Source organism: Pseudomonas sp. SCB32 (assembly GCF_009189165.1).
Lineage (GTDB): Bacteria > Pseudomonadota > Gammaproteobacteria > Pseudomonadales > Pseudomonadaceae > Pseudomonas.
On the sequence record NZ_CP045118.1, the window covers coordinates 5696386 to 5713609 of the forward strand.

Here is a 17224-nt window from a genome sequence, read left to right on the forward strand (position 1 = left end):
CCCGCACTGCGCCCTCCCCGCCCCTATTCACGTTGCAGGTGATTCCATGTCCGGCGCCCTTTCGCACATTCGTGTCCTCGACCTCTCCCGCGTTCTCGCTGGCCCCTGGGCCGGGCAGATCCTCGCCGACCTCGGCGCGGAAGTGATCAAGATCGAGCGTCCCGGCAGTGGCGACGACACCCGTGCCTGGGGCCCGCCGTTCCTGAAGGATGCGGACGGCCGCGACACAAGTGAAGCGGCGTATTACCTGTCGGCGAACCGCAACAAGAAATCCCTGACCATCGACTTCACCCAGCCCGAAGGCCAGCGCCTGGTGCGCGAACTGGCGGCCAAGGCCGACATCGTGCTGGAGAACTTCAAGGTTGGTGGCCTGAAGGCCTACGGCCTGGACTACGAGTCGCTCAAGGCGCTCAACCCGAAGCTGATCTACTGCTCGATCACCGGCTTCGGCCAGTTCGGCCCCTACGCCAAGCGCGCCGGCTACGACTTCATGATCCAGGGCCTGGGCGGCCTGATGAGCCTGACCGGCCGCTCCGACGCCGAGGAAGGCGCAGGTCCGGTGAAGGTCGGCGTGGCGCTGACCGATATCCTCACCGGTCTCTACTCATCCACCGCGATCCTCGCCGCCCTCGCCCACCGCGATGTCAGCGGTATCGGCCAGCACATCGACATGGCGCTGCTGGACGTGCAGGTCGCCTGCCTGGCCAACCAGACCCTGAACTACCTGACCACTGGCAACCCGCCGCGCCGCCTGGGCAACGCGCACCCGAACATCGTGCCGTACCAGGACTTCCCCACCGCCGACGGCGACTTCATCCTCACCGTGGGCAACGACGGGCAGTTCCGCAAGTTCGCCGAGCTGGCGGGCCGTCCGGAATGGGCCACCGACGAACGCTTCGCCACCAACCAGGCGCGGGTTGCCCACCGTGACGTGCTGATCCCGCTGATCCGCCAGTCCACCGTGATGCGTACCACCGCCGAGTGGATCGCCGTTCTGGAGCAGGCCAGCGTGCCCTGCGGTCCGATCAACGACCTCTCGCAAGTCTTCGCCGACCCGCAGGTGATCGCCCGCGGCCTGCGCGTGGAACTGCCACACCCACTGGCCGGCACGGTGCCGCAGGTAGCGAGCCCGATCCGCCTGTCCGAGACCCCGGTGCAGTACCGCAACGCCCCGCCGACCCTCGGCCAGCACACCCACGAGATTCTCGAAGGTGTACTAGGCCTGGACGAAGCAGCCATCGCCAAGCTGCGCGAAGGCGGCGTCATCTGATTGCGCGGCCCGCCAGGCGGGCCGCTACCGAGCATCTCCTGTCTGGCTTCCAGCGCCGGGTTTTCACGGCCCCGTCGCTGGAAGCCGGCGGAGATCACATTCCGCTGATCGGCGGCGCACGCCGGACTTGGGCGATGCTCAAGGCGCCGCTATAATCACCCGTCCAAGCGACTTCCCGGTCGCTCCCGCCTTCCGTTCGAGGGGCGCTGCAGCAAGTCGGAACCCATGACTTGTCAGGCTCGAACGGAGCGCGCTCACAGTACCGATTCCCGGTGCTGTAAACGCATCAACGGCGCCCATTCGCAGACAACGAATGGAGAGTTACGCATGAGCGCTGTCATGACGCCTGCCGGTTTCACCGACTTCAAAGTCGCCGACATTTCCCTGGCCGCCTGGGGCCGCCGCGAGCTGATCATCGCCGAATCCGAAATGCCGGCACTGATGGGCCTGCGCCGCAAATACGCCGGCCAGCTGCCGCTCAAGGGCGCGAAGATCCTGGGCTGCATCCACATGACCATCCAGACCGGCGTGCTCATCGAGACCCTGACCGCCCTGGGCGCCGAAGTGCGCTGGTCGTCCTGCAACATCTTCTCCACCCAGGACCAGGCCGCTGCCGCCATCGCCGCCGCCGGCATCCCGGTATTCGCCTGGAAGGGCGAGACCGAGGAAGAGTACGAGTGGTGCATCGAGCAGACCATCCTGAAAGATGGCCAGCCGTGGGACGCCAACATGGTGCTGGACGACGGCGGTGACCTGACCGAGATCCTGCACAAGAAATACCCGGCGATGCTGGAGAAGATCCACGGCATCACCGAAGAGACCACCACCGGCGTGCACCGCCTGCTCGACATGCTCAAGGCCGGCACCCTGAAAGTCCCGGCGATCAACGTCAACGACTCGGTCACCAAGAGCAAGAACGACAACAAGTACGGCTGCCGTCACAGCCTGAACGACGCCATCAAGCGCGGCACCGACCACCTGCTGTCGGGCAAGCAGGCCCTGGTGATCGGCTACGGCGACGTGGGCAAGGGCTCCGCCCAGTCCCTGCGCCAGGAAGGCATGATCGTGAAGGTCTCCGAAGTCGACCCGATCTGCGCCATGCAGGCCTGCATGGACGGCTTCGAAGTCGTCTCTCCCTACAAGAACGGCCTGAACGACGGCTCCGAAGCCAGCGTCGACGCCGCTCTGCTGGGCAAGATCGACCTGATCGTCACCACCACCGGTAACGTCAACGTCTGCGACGCCAACATGCTCAAGGCGCTGAAGAAGCGCGCCGTGGTGTGCAACATCGGTCACTTCGACAACGAGATCGACACCGCCTTCATGCGCAAGACCTGGGCGTGGGAAGAGGTCAAGCCGCAGGTGCACAAGATCCACCGTACCGGCAAGGACGGCTTCGATCCGCACAACGACGACTACCTGATCCTGCTGGCCGAAGGTCGCCTGGTCAACCTGGGCAACGCCACCGGCCACCCGTCGCGCATCATGGACGGCTCCTTCGCCAACCAGGTGCTGGCGCAGATCCACCTGTTCGAGCAGAAGTTCGCCAACCTGTCCGCCGCTGACAAAGCCCAGCGCCTGACCGTCGAAGTACTGCCCAAGAAGCTCGACGAAGAAGTGGCGCTGGAGATGGTCAAGGGCTTCGGTGGCGTGGTCACCCAGCTGACCAAGACCCAGGCCGAGTACATTGGCGTGACCGTGGAAGGCCCGTTCAAGCCGGACACCTACCGTTACTGATCGCAGCCGCAGGCTGCAGGCCACAGGCTGCCAGCGGACTTCCGCTGGCAGCCTGCCGCTTGAAGTTTGCCGCTGAGAAGGGAACCTTCTTCTATGTCTCAAGAACGCCGCTACAGCTTCGAGTTCTTCCCCGCCAAGACCGAAGCCGGCCACGAAAAACTGATGGTTACCGCGCGCCAGCTGGCCGCGTACAAGCCTGACTTCTTCTCCTGCACCTACGGTGCCGGCGGCTCGACCCGCGACCGCACCCTGAGCACCGTGCTGCAGCTCGACGGCGAAGTGCAGGTCTCCACCGCCCCGCACCTGTCCTGTGTCGGCGACACCAAGGCCGAACTGCGCGCCCTGCTCGCCCACTACAAGGACGCCGGCATCCGCCGCATCGTCGCCCTGCGCGGCGACCTGCCCTCGGGCATGGGCATGGCCAGCGGCGAGCTGCGCTACGCCAACGAGCTGGTGGAGTTCATCCGCGCCGAAACCGGCGATCATTTCCACATCGAAGTCGCCGCCTATCCGGAAGTTCACCCGCAGGCCCGCAATTTCGAGGATGATCTGGCGAATTTCGTGCGCAAGGTCAAAGCCGGCGCCGACAGTGCCATCACACAATACTTCTTCAACGCCGACAGCTACTTCCATTTTGTCGAGCGTGCGGAGAAACTCGGTGTCAGCATTCCGGTCGTACCGGGTATCATGCCAATCACCAACTACACCAAACTGGCCCGCTTCTCCGACGCCTGTGGCGCGGAAATCCCCCGTTGGATTCGCAAGCAGCTGGAAGCTTACGGCGACGACATCGCCAGCATCCAGGCCTTTGGTGAGCAGGTGATCACCGAAATGTGCGAACGCCTCCTTGAAGGCGGCGCACCCGGTCTGCATTTCTACACCCTGAACCAGGCTGAACCCAGCCTGGCGCTCTGGAACAACCTCAAGCTCCCCCGCTGAGGATCATTGCTCCGGGCTTACCGTCCGCGATCCCGGCCAGCGCAACGCCGGCGTATCGTGGACGGGGTGCTTCCAGCCATCGGCTGAGCGCTCGCCCCGAGCTTGAAATCACGCGCCCTCGAGCCGGCAGGTCGCCGGCCTACAGGAACCCCGCATGTCCTTTACTTCCCTCGGTCTCTCCGAGGCCCTGGCTGGCGCCGTCGAAGCCGCCGGCTACGCGCGCCCCACTCCCGTTCAGGAACGCGCCATCCCCGCCGTACTGCAAGGCCGCGACCTGATGGTTGCCGCCCAGACCGGCACCGGCAAGACCGGCGGCTTCGCCCTCCCGGTGCTTGAACGCCTGTTCCCCGAAGGCCACCCGGACCGCGAACACCGCCACGGCCCGCGCCAGGCGCGCGTCCTGGTCCTGACCCCGACCCGCGAACTGGCCGCCCAGGTGCATGACAGCTTCAAGGTCTACGCCCGCGACCTGCCGCTCAAGAGCGCCTGCATCTTCGGTGGTGTCGGCATGAATCCCCAGGTCCAGGCCGTCTCCAAGGGCGTGGACGTATTGGTCGCCTGCCCCGGTCGCCTGCTCGACCTGGTCGGCCAGGGCAGCATCGACCTCTCCCACGTGGAGATTCTCGTCCTCGACGAAGCCGACCGCATGCTCGACATGGGCTTCATCCATGACGTGAAGAAGGTCCTTGCCAAGCTTCCGCCCAAGCGCCAGAACCTGCTGTTCTCGGCGACCTTCTCGAAAGACATCGTCGACCTCGCCAACAAGCTCCTGCACAACCCGGAGCGCATCGAGGTCACTCCGCCGAACACCACCGTCGAGCGCATCGAGCAACGCGTGTTCCGCATCCCCGCCGTACAGAAGCGTGTGCTGCTGGCCCACCTGGTAACCATCGGTGCCTGGGAGCAGGTCCTGGTGTTCACCCGCACCAAGCATGGCGCCAACCGCCTCGCCGAATACCTGACCAAGCATGGTCTGCCGGCCGCCGCTATCCACGGCAACAAGAGCCAGAACGCGCGCACCAAGGCCCTGGCCGACTTCAAGGCCAACGACGTACGCATCCTGGTCGCCACCGACATCGCCGCCCGCGGCCTGGATATCGACCAGCTGCCCCACGTGGTCAACTACGAGCTGCCCAACGTCGAGGAAGACTACGTCCACCGTATCGGCCGTACCGGCCGTGCAGGCCGTACCGGTGAGGCCATCTCGCTGGTGGCGCCGGACGAAGAGAAGCTGCTCAAGGCCATCGAGCGCCTGACCAAGCAGCGTATCCCCGATGGCGACATGCAGGGCTTCGACCCCGACACCGTGCTGCCGGAAGTCCAGCAGCCCGAAGCGAAGGAAGCCCCGCAGCGCCAGCCGCGCAAGGACAAAGCCAAGCGTGGCGAGCGCAAGGAGCGCACCACCAAGGACAAACCCCAGCAGCCGCAGGCCGAAGAGCAGCAGCACGCCGCTCCCGCCGACGGCGAAGCCGCTGAAGGCGACAAGCCGGCCGGCAAGCGCCGCCGTCGTGGCGGTCGTGGCAAGAAGAAGGGTGACGGCCAGGGCGGTGACGCTCAGCCGAGCGCCAACGCTCAGCCACGCGAGCAGCGTCAGCCCCGCCAGGAACAGCAGGGCCAAGGTCGCCAGCAGCAGGCCAAGCCGGCGCGCGCACCGAAAGCCGACGGTAACCGCGATCCGGAAGAGTTCCTCGACGACGACTTCGACAACTTTGGCAACCGCGCCGACTACGTCAGCCCGTTCCCGGACAAGGACCAGCAACGCGGCCAGCGCCGCCGTGGCGGTCAAGGCCAAGGTCAAGGCCAAGGTCAGAACCAGGGCCAGGGCCAGCAGCGCTCCCGTGGTCAGGGTGGTCAGGGTGGCAGCCAGGGTAGCGGTCAGAACCGTGGCCAGGGTCAAGGCCAGAGCCAGGGCCAAGGCAAGGCCGCGAAGAAGCCCAGCGGCGGCACTCGCGGTCAGGGCCAAGGCCAGGGCGGCAATGGCCAGGGCAAGCAGGGCCAGCGCAAGCGTGGCGGCAAGGCTCCGGCCTCCCGCATGAACGACGCCCCGCTGCGCGAGCCGAGCGAGTACGGTGCTGCCAAGCCGACCCGTCAGCCGGTGGTGATCAACAAGCGCGATCTGGTTCGCGGCGATCGCTTCCCCACTGCCGAGCAGCTGGAAGAGCTGGAGCCGCGCCGCAAGACCGAGCGTCCGGCGCTGCTGACCCGCAATCGCGACTGACGCTGTAGAAGAAACCGCCCTTAGGGGCGGTTTCTTTTTGCCCGCGATTTAGCACCGATACCCCCTGTGATCGTAGGTGCAACTGTCTTTTGGGCTCCCGCCTTCGCGGGAGTGACCTTTCATGCAGTGGCGCTCTGTACATGTCTTCCCCGCGAACGCGGGACGCGGCTTCATCGCGAACAGCGCTTGCGCTGGCCCGAAGGGGTATCACCCAGAAGACAACGTAGGAGCGGACTCTGTCCGCGATTGGCCTCCGGCGCGATGCGCGCCTATCGCGGACAGAGTCCGCTCCTACTGGTTGCCCCGCACCAAGCGGGCACAAAAAAGCCGCCCGAAGGCGGCTTTTTCATAACGGCATCGAGCCTCAAAGCACCTGCCGCAGGAACGCCTGCGCACGCGGGTCCTTGGGCTGAGCGAAGAACTCCGCCGGGGCGGCGTCTTCCAGCAGCTTGCCGTGATCGAAGAACAGCACCCTGTCCGCCACTTCACGGGCAAAGCCCATTTCGTGGGTCACACAGACCATGGTCATGCCTTCCACGGCCAAGGTCTTCATCACGTCCAGTACTTCGCCGACCATCTCCGGATCGAGCGCCGAGGTAGGCTCGTCGAACAGCATCACCTTCGGTTCCATGCACAGCGCACGGGCGATGGCCACGCGCTGCTGCTGGCCGCCGGAAAGGCGCGACGGGTATTCATTGGCCTTCTGGGCGATGCCGACCTTGGCCAGCAGCGCCTTGGCCTTCTCCTCGCGCTCGGCCTTGCCGCGCTTGCGCACGACTTTCTGCGCCAGGCAGAGGTTCTCCAGTACGGTCATGTGCGGGAACAGGTTGAAGTGCTGGAACACCATGCCGACTTCGCGGCGGTAGGCGTTGATGTCGGTCTTCGGGTTGGCGAGATCGACGCCGTCGATGCTCACCGAGCCGGAGTCGAACTCCTCCAGGCCGTTCAGGCAGCGCAGGAAGGTGGACTTGCCCGAGCCGGACGGGCCCAGCACCACCAGCACTTCCCCCTTCGCCACCGAGGTGGTCACGTCATCGACGGCACGAACCGTGTGTCCGCGGGTATCGAAGACCTTGGTCAGGTTGCGAACTTCAATCACTTTGGCTGAGCCTCCGTTCCAGACGGCCTGCCAGGTGCGACAGCGGCAGGTTGATCACGAGGTAGAGCGCTGCGACGCAGAACCAGATCTCGAAGGTGGAGAACGAGGTGGTGATCGCCTCGCGGCCACTCTTGGTCAGTTCGGTGATGGCGATTACCGAGACCAGCGAGGTGTCCTTCACCAGGCTGATGAACTGCCCGGCCAGCGGCGGCAGCACGCGCTTGAAGGCCTGCGGCAGGATCACGTGGCGCATCGATTGCGCGGCGTTCAGGCCCAGGGAGCGCGCGGCTTCGTCCTGGCCACGGGCGATGGACTGCACGCCGGCACGGACGATCTCGGCCACATAGGCACCGGTAAACAGCGCCAGCGCGGCCACCCCGGCGAACTCGCGGGAGAGGTTCAGCACGGTGCCGATGAAGAAGTAGAAGATAAAGATCTGCACCAGCAGCGGCGTGCCGCGCACCAGCTCGACATAGACGGTCGAGAGGTCGTGCAGGGTCGGGTTCTTCGACAGGCGACAGAGGCCGGTGAACAGGCCGATCAGCAGGCCGATGCCGCCGGAGACGAAGGAAATCCACACGGTGGTCCACAGGCCCCAGGCCAGCGGGCCGGCGGCCCAGTGGCGCTGCATGCCGACCACATCGCCTTCGCCGACATCGTCGTTCTCGGCGAACTGCAGGCTGTCGGCGGCCACGTTCAGCACCTGCTGCTGGCCCTCCTCGCCCTGCAGGGTGACGCGAACGTCACGCCCGGCCTGTTCGATTTTCTCCACCCGCGAGATGTTCTCGGCCCGCTGCGGTTCTTCGGCCTGGTAGGCGAAGTACTGCGGGACGCGATTCCAGCGCCACTCATAGGAAATCAGCGAGGTGGAGTACCAAAGCCCGAGGCCGATCAGCAGGATGATCAGCCCGGTAAGCCCATGCCAGGGCCAGGTTGCGCGTTTCGTTCTAGCCACGAATCTCTACCGTGAAAATGCGAACGCGCAGGCCGGGGCCTGCGCGTCGGGTCAACCAGCGTCAGACGTGGATTATTCCATGTCCTTGAGCCAGTCGGTGCTCTTGAACCACTTGTCATGCAGACGATCGTAGGTGCCGTCTTCGTGGATCTGCTTGAGGAAGTTGTTGATGAAGTTGACCGAGTCGTAATCGCCCTTCTTCAGGCCGAAGGCCAGCGGCTCGTAGGTGAACGGCTGATCCAGGAAGACCAGCTTGCCGGCGCCGAACTTGTTGACGGCGACCACGTTGTAGGGCGAGTCGTAGATGAAGGCATCGGCCTTGCCGTTGACCACGTCCATGACCGCTTCGGGCTCGTTGTCGAAGCCGTGGTACTGGGCCTTGGACAGCTGCTTCTTGGCGACGAACTCGCCAGTGGTGCCGATCTTGGAGGTGATGCGGTACTTCGGATCGTTCAGGTCCTTGTAGGACTTGATGGTGCCTTCCAGGTCCTTGCGGATCAGCAGGGTCTGGCCGACCACGATGAAGGGATCGGAGAAGTTGACGCGCAGGTTGCGTTCCTGGGTCAGGGTCATGCCCGAGCCGATCATGTCGAACTTGTCGGTCAGCAGGGCCGGGATGATGCCGTCGTAGCTGGTGGAAACGAGCTCCAGCTTGACGTTCATGGCCTTGGCCATGGCCTTGAGCAGGTCCACTTCGAAACCAACGATCTGACCGCGCTTGTTGGTCATCTCGAACGGCATGTAGGTCGGGTCCATGCCCACGCGCAGTGTGCCGCGCTTGGCCGCTTCATCGATGGCGCCAGCCTGCGCCGAAGCCACGCCCACCAGGGCGCAGACGCCCATGACCAGCGATGCCACGTACTTTTTCATCCCCAAACTCCCAAACAAGTGAAAGGTCTTCTTTTTGTTTCCGCGGATCGAGTCGAGCCTCCGCGCAACGCCGGATACGATGGCAAGCCGCGCGTCGCAAGGGCGCGAAGCGTAAACCATACGCCGGATATCTCAATCGTCTTTTCTGGTTTGCGGGCGCAGGGTACCAGCAGCGCCGCAGCGGGAAAACCGCGAAACTCGCCCTCGTCCGCAGCGGGACGAGGGCGAGCGAGCGTCAGGACTGTGCGGCGGGCAGCGACAGCGGGGGCTGTTCGGCCACCGGTGCCAGCGGCACGGCGGGCGCGTGACTATCGGCCTGCAGCGACGCCTGCCATTGGCCGATCCACTGTTCCTTGTTGCCCTGCCAGAGCGCCAGGTGCAGGCGCGACAGCGCAACCGGGTCGCTCAGCAGCGCCAGGCGGCGATTGCCGTCGAGCTGCTCGGGGCCGGCTTCCAGCGCCTTCTCGACCAACGCGGCGCGGGTCGCTTCGATGGCGGCGGACTGGCCGTGTCGGGCAGTGCCCATGGCGCAGGCCAGGGCGTTCAGCACCGGGTCCACGGCGGAGCGGACGAAACCATCCTTCAGCGCCTGCCAGCGGTTCTGGTAGGTGTACTCGTCGGTGGCACGCAGCTCGCGCGGCGTGTCGTATTCCTCGGGGATGAGGAACAGCTTCTCGTCACGCGAAGCCAGGCCGAGCTTGACCCGGCTGCTGATCACCGAGACCGGGATCGACAGCATCAGGGCGCCGACGATGGGCGACAACCACCACAGGAAGCGCGGGTTCAGCCACGCCACCAGCAGCGCCCAGCACAGGCCCAGCAGGGTCTGCAGGCCATGGCGGCGCAGCGCCTCGCTCCACGGGGTGTCGTCGTCGTCGCGCTGCGGCGACTTCCACTGCGCTTCCCAGCCGAGGAACGCGGCCAGCACGAAGCGGGTGTGGAAGAGCATGCGCACCGGCGCCAGCAGCACCGAGAAGAGCATCTCCAGCAGCATGCTCATGGTCACCTTGACCACGCCGCCGTAACCCTTGGCGCCCTTGGCCCAGATCAGCATGACGCTGAGCAGCTTGGGCAGGAACAGCAGGGTCAGGGTGGTGGAGAACAGGGCGATGGCCTTTTCCGGGTGCCACTGCGGCCAGATCGGGAACAGCTGGCGCGGCTCGAGGAAGTACTGCGGCTCCATCAGCTGGTGCACCGCCAGCAGCGCGGTAGACAGCACCAGGAAGAAGAACCACAGCGGCGCCGACAGGTAGGACATCACGCCAGTGAGGAACACCGCGCGGTGCACCGGGTGCATGCCCTTGACCAGGAACAGGCGGAAGTTCATCAGGTTGCCGTGGCACCAGCGACGGTCACGCTTGAGCTCGTCGAGCAGGTTCGGCGGCAATTCCTCGTAGCTGCCTTCCAGGTCGTAGGCGATCCACACGCCCCAGCCGGCGCGGCGCATCAGCGCGGCTTCGACGAAGTCGTGGGAAAGGATCGCACCGGCGAAGGAACCTTTGCCCGGCAGCGGCGCCAAGGCGCAGTGCTCGATGAAGGGCTTCATGCGGATGATCGCGTTGTGGCCCCAGTAGTGCGACTCGCCCAGCTGCCAGAAGTGCAGGCCGGCGGTGAACAGCGGACCGTAAACGCGGGTGGCGAACTGCTGCATGCGCGCATAGAGGGTGTCCATGCCCGACGCCTTGGGCGCGGTCTGGATGATGCCGGCCTCGGGATTGGCCTCCATCAGGCGCACCAGCTTGGTCAGGCAGTCGCCGCTCATCACGCTGTCGGCGTCCATGACGACCATGTACTTGTACTGGCCACCCCAGCGACGGCAGAAGTCGTCGATGTTGCCGCTCTTGCGCTTCACCCGGCGCCGACGGCGACGGTAGAAGATGCGACCGAAGCCCTTGGCCTCATTGCACAGCTCGATCCAGGCCTTTTCCTCGGCCATCGCGATGTCCGGCTGGTTGGTGTCGCTGAGCACGAAGAAGTCGAAGCGATCCAGCTCGCCGCTGGCGGCCACCGACTCGTAGGTCGCACGCAGGCCGGCGAAGACTCGCGGCACGTCCTCGTTGCAGATCGGCATGACGATCGCGGTACGCGCTTGCGCGGCGATCGGCTCATTGCCGGCGCTGCTACCGGAGATGCGGTAGCGGTCACGGCCGGTGAGCAGCTCCCAGAAGCCCATCAGGGCGGTCCAGAAACCGGCGGACACCCAACAGAACAGGATGGCGAACAACGTCAGCACGCCGAACTGGACCACGTACGGCAGCACCTGCTGCAGGCTCTCCAGCCAGCTCTGGCGGCTGAGCTCCGCCAGGTCGACGAACGCCCAGCCCTGATAGGGCAGGATGCCTTTCATGTAGTAGGTGGCGACGCTGGTCTGACCCAGCATCATCAGTACCAGGATGAAACGGCGCCACGAGCCGACCCGCTGCCAGCGCGCCTTGGGCAGGTCACGAACCGGTCGGGACGGGTTGCTGCGGCCGATCAGGCGGCGCCAGCCGCGAATCAGCGGGTTGGTGCGCCAGGGCTCGGGGATGACCTTGGTACGCTGGATCGGCGGCGCGGCCTTGAGGTAGGTACGGCCGTTGTCGTCCATGCCCAGCATCCGGGCATCGTCCAGCTCCTGGCCGTAGCCGTGGCGCAGGCGCGCACCAACCGAGGCCAGCGCGACATCGTCACTCTGGGAATCATCGCCAGCGAGCTGCTCGTGCAGCTCGCTGAAGGAACCGGCCCGGGCCAGACGCTCGCGCTCTGCCGCAGAAAGCGGCAGGTGCGCGAGGTAGTCGGCCACCGGCGCGGTGGTAGGGGTGGAGTTATTCATCGGCAGGCAGCTGGTAGCTCCAGGTTTCGGAAATGGTCTGGCCGCCATTCACCAGCGCGGCGCGCATTTCCGTCGGCTTCTTCGGATCCTTGACCTTGATCCGCAGGGTCAGACGCCAGCCCTGGGTCACCGGGTTGTAACGCAGGTTGTTCTCCTTGACCTCGGCATTGTCATCCGTGCTCACCTGGGTGCTTACCGGAGCATCACCGGCCAGCGCCTTGAGGGTCGGACCGACGAAGTCGACGACCAGGGCAACGCTGCCATCCGGCTGGCGGATCAGGTTCTTCTGCTTCACGTCACCGACCGAACGCAGGGTCTGCATGACCCAGGCGGATTTCGGGTCGTGCAGTGCCTCTTCGTCCTTGGTCCAGCGCATGCGGTAGGCGAAGTCCAGCGGCTCGCCGTTCTCCGGGCGCTTCTCGGGGTTCCAGAAGGCAACGATATTGTCGTTGGTTTCGTCCGGGGTCGGGATCTCTACCAGCTCGACGGTACCCTTGCCCCAGTCGCCCTGCGGCTCGACCCAGGCGGACGGGCGCATGTCGTAGCGGTCGTCCAGGTCTTCGTAGCGGGAGAATTCGCGGCCGCGCTGCAGCAGGCCGAAGCCTTTCGGGTTCTCGACGCTGTAGGCGCTGACGGACAGGTGTTTCGGGTTGTTCAGCGGACGCCAGATCCACTCGTCGTTGCCGGCATGGATCTGCAGGCCGGTGGAGTCGTGCAACTCCGGACGGAAGTTGTGCTCGGCGGACGGCTGGTTGGAGCCGAACAGGAACATGCTGGTCAGCGGCGCCAGGCCCAGCTTGGAAACCTTGTCGCGCAGGTAGACGCGCGCCTTCACATCCACCACGGTGTCATTGACCGGACGGATGATGAAGCGGTACGCGCCGGTGGCACGCGGCGAATCCAGCAGGGCGAAGATCACCAGGTGCTTGTCGGTGGGTTTGGGATGCTCGATCCAGAACTCACGGAAGCGCGGGAATTCCTCACCCGACGGCAGCGCGGTGTCCAGCGCCAGGCCACGGGCGGACAGGCCCCACCACTGGTCCTTGCCGATGATGCGGAAGTAGCTGGCGCCCAGGAAGGTGCCGATTTCGTCCTGCTTGTCCGAGCTGTTGATCGGATAGAGGATGCGGAAGCCGGCGTAGCCCAGGTCCTTGGTGGCATTGGCGTCGAACTTCAGCGAACCGAAGTCGAAGCGCGAGGGATCGTACTTGATCTCCTTGACGCTGCTGGAGGTCACTTCGCTGATTTTCACCGGCGTGTCGAAATGCATGCCCTGGTGATAGAAGCTGATCTTGAACGGCGTCTTCTCGCCGGCCCAGTACGCCTTGTCGTTGCGGAAGCGAATCTGCTGGTAGTCAGCGAATTTCATTTCGCTGAATTCCGATGGCAGGTTGCTGGCCGGCGCGCTGTACTTTTCGCCCGCCAGCGCCTTGGCCCGCTCGGCCACGTCATCGAGATTGAAAGCCCAGGCTTGGCCGGCGCTCAACGCCACGAGGGCGGAGCCAGCCAGCACGCGCAGGAATTTGCGAGAAAGAGGTTGTTGAACGGAACGGAAAATCACGAGTCCCCCTCGTCCGTGAACATAACGCTAATAAGGTCGGCAAAAGCGATGCCAAAATGCCGACGATTGAGTTCCGACCCCGGTGAGTCTGAATGATTCCCCGATTTTATCGACGGGTACTGCAAGCTCCCGGTGTCCCATTGTTCTATGTGCATATGCCCTAACCATCATCCCACGGCGTTATGACAAGCTGCCGCGCGTTCAAGCCTCCAGAAGAAAGGTCACCGGTCCGTCATTGACCAGGTGGACCTGCATGTTGGCGCCGAAGCGACCAGTGGCGACCAAGGGATGACGGGCTCGCGCCTGTTCAACAAGTAGATCGAACAACGCGGCGCCCCTTTCGGGTGGCGCCGCGCTGGAAAAGCTCGGCCGAAGCCCCTTTCGGGTGTCCGCGGCCAGAGTGAACTGCGAAACCAGCAACAAACCGCCACCGACATCGCTCAATGAAAGGTTCATTTTACCTTCATCGTCGCCAAACACTCGATAGTTAAGCAGCTTGTGCAACAAACGGTTTACCGACTCCTCGCTGTCCTCGGGTTCGACGCCCACCAGGACCAGCAAGCCGTGGTCGATGGCGCCGACCACTTCGCCCTCGACCTCGACGCGGGCGCCGCGCACCCGCTGGATCAATCCCTTCATTCAGCCTCCGGCGGGAGGTTCAGCAAGCGGCGGCCGATTTCATTGGTCGCGCGCACCAGCGCATCGGTGATCCCCGGCTCGCTGGCCGCGTGGCCGGCGTCGCGGACGATCTGCAACTCACTGTTGGGCCAGGCCTTGTGCAGCGCCCAGGCGTTGTCCAGCGGACAGACCACGTCGTAGCGGCCATGGACGATCACGCCCGGCAGGTGAGCGATCTTGTGCATGTCGCGCAGCAGCTGGTCCGGCTCCAGGAAGCCGCCATTGACGAAGTAGTGGTTCTCGATGCGGGCGATGGACAATGAGCGGTGCGGATCGGAGAAGCGCTCGACCACCGCGGGATTGGGCCGCAGCGTGGCGGTGCGACCTTCCCAGGTGGACCAGGCACGGGCGGCGTGCATCTGGGCGATCTGGTCCGGACCGGTCAGCCGGCGATGGAAGGCGTTCACCAGGTCGCCCTGCTCGTCCGCCGGAATCGGCGCCAGGTAATCCTCCCAGTAATCGGGGAACAGGCGGCTCGCGCCTTCCTGGTAGAACCAGTGGATCTCCTGCGGACGGCACAGGAAGATGCCACGCACGATCATCGCCAGTACGCGCTCGGGATGGGTCTGGGCGTAGGCCAGGGACAGGGTCGAACCCCAGGAGCCACCGAACAGCACCCACTTGTCGATGCCCAGATGCTCGCGGATGCGCTCGATGTCCTGCACCAGGTGCCAGGTGGTGTTGTTCTCCAGGCTCGCATAGGGCGTGGAGCGCCCGCAGCCGCGCTGGTCGAAGGTGACGATGCGGTAGATGTTCGGATCGAAGAAGCGGCGCGACATGGCATCGCAACCGGAGCCCGGGCCGCCATGGATGAACAGAACCGGCAACCCGTCGGGCGTACCGCTTTCATCCACATAGAGGACGTGCGGCGCTTCGACGGCCAGTTCATGACGGGCGTGAGGCTTGATTTCCGGATACAAAGATTGCATGGCTCGCTCCTGGATCAGTGCGTACGGTCGCTCCCGGACCAGTAACCATCCTAGGGCCCGCACCGACTTGTCGAAAGTCGCATTGCCGCGGTTCGACCTTCGTTAGAGGTCTTCGACCCCCACGGTGTCGGGCATGATACTCGGGCCAGCGAAAAACCCATAAAGGAGTTAGTGCGCCATGCCACGGAAGTTGTTTCTTTCTCTGTTCCTACTGGGTTTTCTGTTGACCGGCTGCGGCCACGACGACCCTCGGGTGCAGCTCGACGCCGCCGTCAAGCAATTGCAGGACAGCCTGGAAGCCAAGAATAGCGGGGCCGTGATGGAACAGCTGCATCGTGACTTCCGCGCCAACGGCGAATTCGACCGCAACTGGGCACGGCGCACCATGACTCTGATGTTCCTGCGTCACCAGCAGATCCGGGTGATCGTCCTCTCCAGCGACAACCAGCTCGATCCGACCTATTCCAGCCGCGGGCACACCCAGGCACAGATCGCCCTCACCGGCGCCGACAACCTGATCCCCGACAGCGCCGGGCACTACAGTGTGAAACTGGAATGGTGGCGCGACGGCGATACCTGGAAACTGGCGAGGCTCGACTGGCAATGACTTCCTCCCTGCAACATCGTATCCGCGCGGCCGGCCTGCTGGTGCGCGACGAACAAATCCTCCTGGTGCGCCACGAGGTCGGCGGTGACGAGTACTGGATTCCGCCGGGAGGCGGCTTCGAGTCGGACAAGGACGAATCGACCCGCGACACGGTGCGCCGCGAATGCTTCGAGGAAACCGGGCTGGCCGTGGTAGTCGGCCCGCTGGTGTATGTCCGCGAGTTCGCCGAACCGCTGGCCGGGCGCTTTCACATGGAGTTGTTCTATCGCGTGGACGCCTGGAGCGGGGACGTCAGCCTGGACAACCTGCGTGGCCTGGGCGGTGACGAGTTCGATATCCGCGCCGTGGCCTGGGTGCCGCGCGCCCAGCTGCCGCGCCTGCCCTCCTTCTACCCCGCCGAATTGCTCGACGACGTCTGGGAGCGCCTGGCCGGTGCACAGCCGGTGATCCGCCACCTGGGGCTGCAGCGCTGACAGGAGGTGCTGCTACGGGAGATGCCGGTACGCAAGGCCGAAGCCCGGCGGACACACCCGCGCGTCGAATGAAAAGACAGCCCCTGCCGAAACGGGATAAGCGCCGCCAGGATGCGTGGTCCGGCGGCGCCGCGCCGACAAAATCCCCGCCCGGCAGGAGGCTGCGTAAAACGGTCAGCGCCCGTAGCGCTCGCGGCCCCAGGCGATAAAGGTTTCCAGCATGCGCCGGAGCACCTGGGCGGTGGGCGCCGCCAGATCCTCGCGGTAGCCGAAGGGCACGCGCTCATCCATGTAGTTGCACTGCGCCAGCTCCAGCTGCACCGCATGCACGTCCTGCTGCGGCTGGCCGTAATGGCGGGTGATGTGCCCGCCCTTGAAGCGGCCATTGAGGATGTGGCTGTAGCTCGGCGCCTCGGCGCACACCGCCACCAGGCGCTCGGCCAGCTGCGCATCGCAACTGGCGCCGGAGTTGGTGCCGATGTTGAAGTCCGGCAGCTTGCCGTCGAACAGGTGCGGGATGTGCGAGCGGATCGAGTGGGCATCCCACAGCAGCGCGTAGCCGAACTCGGCCTTCAGGCGCGCCAGCTCGTCGGCCAGGGTCTGGTGATAAGGCGTCCAGACTTCGGCCAGGTAGCGCGCGCGTTCCTCGGCGGACGGCACCAGGCCGTCCTTGAACAGCGGGCGGCCGTCGAACAGGGTGTCCGGGTACAGGCCGGTGGTGGCGGTGCTGTACAGCGGCTTGTCGTCGGCCGGGCGGTTGAGGTCGACGACGTAGCGCGAGTAGCCGGCGGCCAGGGTGCTGGCGCCCAGTTGCTCGGCGAAGGCGTAGAGCTTGGGAATATGCCAGTCGGTATCGGCCAGTTCGCGGGCCTCGTCGACCAGGCCGGCTTCCACCGCCGGGGTCAGGCGAATGCCGGGGTGCGGCATGCTGATCAGCAGCGGCACACGGCCGCGCTTGAATTCGAGAACGTTATCCATGGGGTGCTATCTCCAGACCGGGCGAAGACGAACCTGTAGGAGCGAGCTTGCTCGCGAACAGCCTCGCCGCGGAGCCCGGTTCGCGAGCAAGCTCGCTC

The 17224-nt window shown here is 65.0% G+C and carries 14 protein-coding genes and 1 riboswitch; of the genes, 6 read left to right on the forward strand and 8 right to left on the reverse strand.

Going from position 1 to position 17224, the window contains the following annotated elements; genetic code table 11:
- Window positions 1-46 precede the first annotated feature (46 nt).
- The 4 genes from GA645_RS26020 (at window position 47) to GA645_RS26035 (ending at window position 6164) form a co-directional block, all read left to right on the forward strand.
- Entirely contained in the window at window positions 47-1270 is a 1224-nt protein-coding gene (locus GA645_RS26020; protein WP_152226844.1) for a CaiB/BaiF CoA-transferase family protein, read from the forward strand.
- Between the two features lie 192 nt (window positions 1271-1462).
- Window positions 1463-1575, forward strand: a riboswitch (S-adenosyl-L-homocysteine riboswitch).
- Between the two features lie 22 nt (window positions 1576-1597).
- The gene (gene ahcY, locus GA645_RS26025; protein WP_152226846.1) at window positions 1598-3007 is read left to right on the forward strand and encodes an adenosylhomocysteinase; all 1410 of its coding nucleotides are present in this window, start codon (window positions 1598-1600) and stop codon (window positions 3005-3007) included.
- 93 nt (window positions 3008-3100) lie between these two features.
- Window positions 3101-3946: a methylenetetrahydrofolate reductase [NAD(P)H] gene (gene metF / locus GA645_RS26030; RefSeq protein WP_152226848.1), complete on the forward strand. Its 846-nt coding sequence runs from the start codon at window positions 3101-3103 to the stop codon at window positions 3944-3946.
- Between the two features lie 154 nt (window positions 3947-4100).
- Window positions 4101-6164 carry a DEAD/DEAH box helicase gene (locus tag GA645_RS26035; protein ID WP_152226850.1) on the forward strand — a complete coding sequence of 688 codons (2064 nt, stop codon included), beginning with the start codon at window positions 4101-4103 and terminating at the stop codon, window positions 6162-6164.
- A 364-nt stretch (window positions 6165-6528) separates the two neighbouring features.
- Here GA645_RS26035 and GA645_RS26040 read toward each other — a convergent pair whose 3' ends face one another.
- From GA645_RS26040 to pip, 7 genes are all read right to left on the reverse strand, one after another.
- Window positions 6529-7263 carry an amino acid ABC transporter ATP-binding protein gene (locus tag GA645_RS26040; RefSeq protein WP_152226852.1) on the reverse strand — a complete coding sequence of 245 codons (735 nt, stop codon included), beginning with the start codon at window positions 7261-7263 and terminating at the stop codon, window positions 6529-6531.
- On the reverse strand, window positions 7256-8218 hold the full coding sequence (locus GA645_RS26045; protein WP_152226854.1) for an amino acid ABC transporter permease: 963 nt from the start codon (window positions 8216-8218) through the stop codon (window positions 7256-7258). Before GA645_RS26045 ends, GA645_RS26040 begins: the two co-directional genes overlap by 8 nt.
- A gap of 72 nt (window positions 8219-8290) precedes the next feature.
- The gene (locus GA645_RS26050) at window positions 8291-9088 is read right to left on the reverse strand and encodes a transporter substrate-binding domain-containing protein (RefSeq protein WP_152226856.1); all 798 of its coding nucleotides are present in this window, start codon (window positions 9086-9088) and stop codon (window positions 8291-8293) included.
- 235 nt (window positions 9089-9323) lie between these two features.
- A complete protein-coding gene (gene mdoH / locus GA645_RS26055) occupies window positions 9324-11900 on the reverse strand; it encodes a glucans biosynthesis glucosyltransferase MdoH (RefSeq protein WP_152226858.1) in 2577 nt (858 codons plus the stop codon).
- Entirely contained in the window at window positions 11893-13461 is a 1569-nt protein-coding gene (locus GA645_RS26060; RefSeq protein WP_152226860.1) for a glucan biosynthesis protein G, read from the reverse strand. The genes mdoH and GA645_RS26060 overlap by 8 nt, the downstream gene beginning before the upstream one ends.
- A 201-nt stretch (window positions 13462-13662) precedes the next feature.
- Window positions 13663-14100 (reverse strand): D-aminoacyl-tRNA deacylase, encoded by a 438-nt coding sequence (dtd, locus tag GA645_RS26065; protein ID WP_152226862.1) that lies wholly within the window; start codon window positions 14098-14100, stop codon window positions 13663-13665.
- On the reverse strand, window positions 14097-15068 hold the full coding sequence (gene pip, locus GA645_RS26070) for a prolyl aminopeptidase (protein ID WP_152226864.1): 972 nt from the start codon (window positions 15066-15068) through the stop codon (window positions 14097-14099). The genes dtd and pip overlap by 4 nt, the downstream gene beginning before the upstream one ends.
- A 178-nt stretch (window positions 15069-15246) precedes the next feature.
- Between pip and GA645_RS26075 the strand changes: the two genes are divergently transcribed.
- Together GA645_RS26075 and GA645_RS26080 are read left to right on the forward strand one after the other, a co-directional pair.
- Entirely contained in the window at window positions 15247-15675 is a 429-nt protein-coding gene (locus GA645_RS26075) for a hypothetical protein (RefSeq protein ID WP_152226866.1), read from the forward strand.
- Entirely contained in the window at window positions 15672-16148 is a 477-nt protein-coding gene (locus tag GA645_RS26080; protein WP_152226868.1) for an NUDIX domain-containing protein, read from the forward strand. Before GA645_RS26075 ends, GA645_RS26080 begins: the two co-directional genes overlap by 4 nt.
- Before the next feature lie 174 nt (window positions 16149-16322).
- On the opposite strand, the gene hutG is transcribed toward GA645_RS26080, so the two are convergent.
- Complete coding sequence (hutG, locus tag GA645_RS26085; RefSeq protein ID WP_152226871.1) at window positions 16323-17126, reverse strand: N-formylglutamate deformylase; 804 nt, start codon at window positions 17124-17126, stop codon at window positions 16323-16325.
- Window positions 17127-17224: the final 98 nt, after the last annotated feature.

What these genes read in the sequence shown, in the direction of transcription:
- GA645_RS26080 (WP_152226868.1), top strand. Translation starts at nt 15,672, where the DNA reads ATGACTTCCTCCCTGCAACATCGTATCCGCGCGGCCGGCCTGCTGGTG.
- mdoH (WP_152226858.1), bottom strand. Translation starts at nt 11,900, where the DNA reads ATGAATAACTCCACCCCTACCACCGCGCCGGTGGCCGACTACCTCGCG.
- metF (WP_152226848.1), top strand. Translation starts at nt 3,101, where the DNA reads ATGTCTCAAGAACGCCGCTACAGCTTCGAGTTCTTCCCCGCCAAGACC.
- ahcY (WP_152226846.1), top strand. Translation starts at nt 1,598, where the DNA reads ATGAGCGCTGTCATGACGCCTGCCGGTTTCACCGACTTCAAAGTCGCC.
- dtd (WP_152226862.1), bottom strand. Translation starts at nt 14,100, where the DNA reads ATGAAGGGATTGATCCAGCGGGTGCGCGGCGCCCGCGTCGAGGTCGAG.
- GA645_RS26035 (WP_152226850.1), top strand. Translation starts at nt 4,101, where the DNA reads ATGTCCTTTACTTCCCTCGGTCTCTCCGAGGCCCTGGCTGGCGCCGTC.
- pip (WP_152226864.1), bottom strand. Translation starts at nt 15,068, where the DNA reads ATGCAATCTTTGTATCCGGAAATCAAGCCTCACGCCCGTCATGAACTG.
- GA645_RS26075 (WP_152226866.1), top strand. Translation starts at nt 15,247, where the DNA reads ATGCCACGGAAGTTGTTTCTTTCTCTGTTCCTACTGGGTTTTCTGTTG.
- GA645_RS26050 (WP_152226856.1), bottom strand. Translation starts at nt 9,088, where the DNA reads ATGAAAAAGTACGTGGCATCGCTGGTCATGGGCGTCTGCGCCCTGGTG.
- hutG (WP_152226871.1), bottom strand. Translation starts at nt 17,126, where the DNA reads ATGGATAACGTTCTCGAATTCAAGCGCGGCCGTGTGCCGCTGCTGATC.
- GA645_RS26020 (WP_152226844.1), top strand. Translation starts at nt 47, where the DNA reads ATGTCCGGCGCCCTTTCGCACATTCGTGTCCTCGACCTCTCCCGCGTT.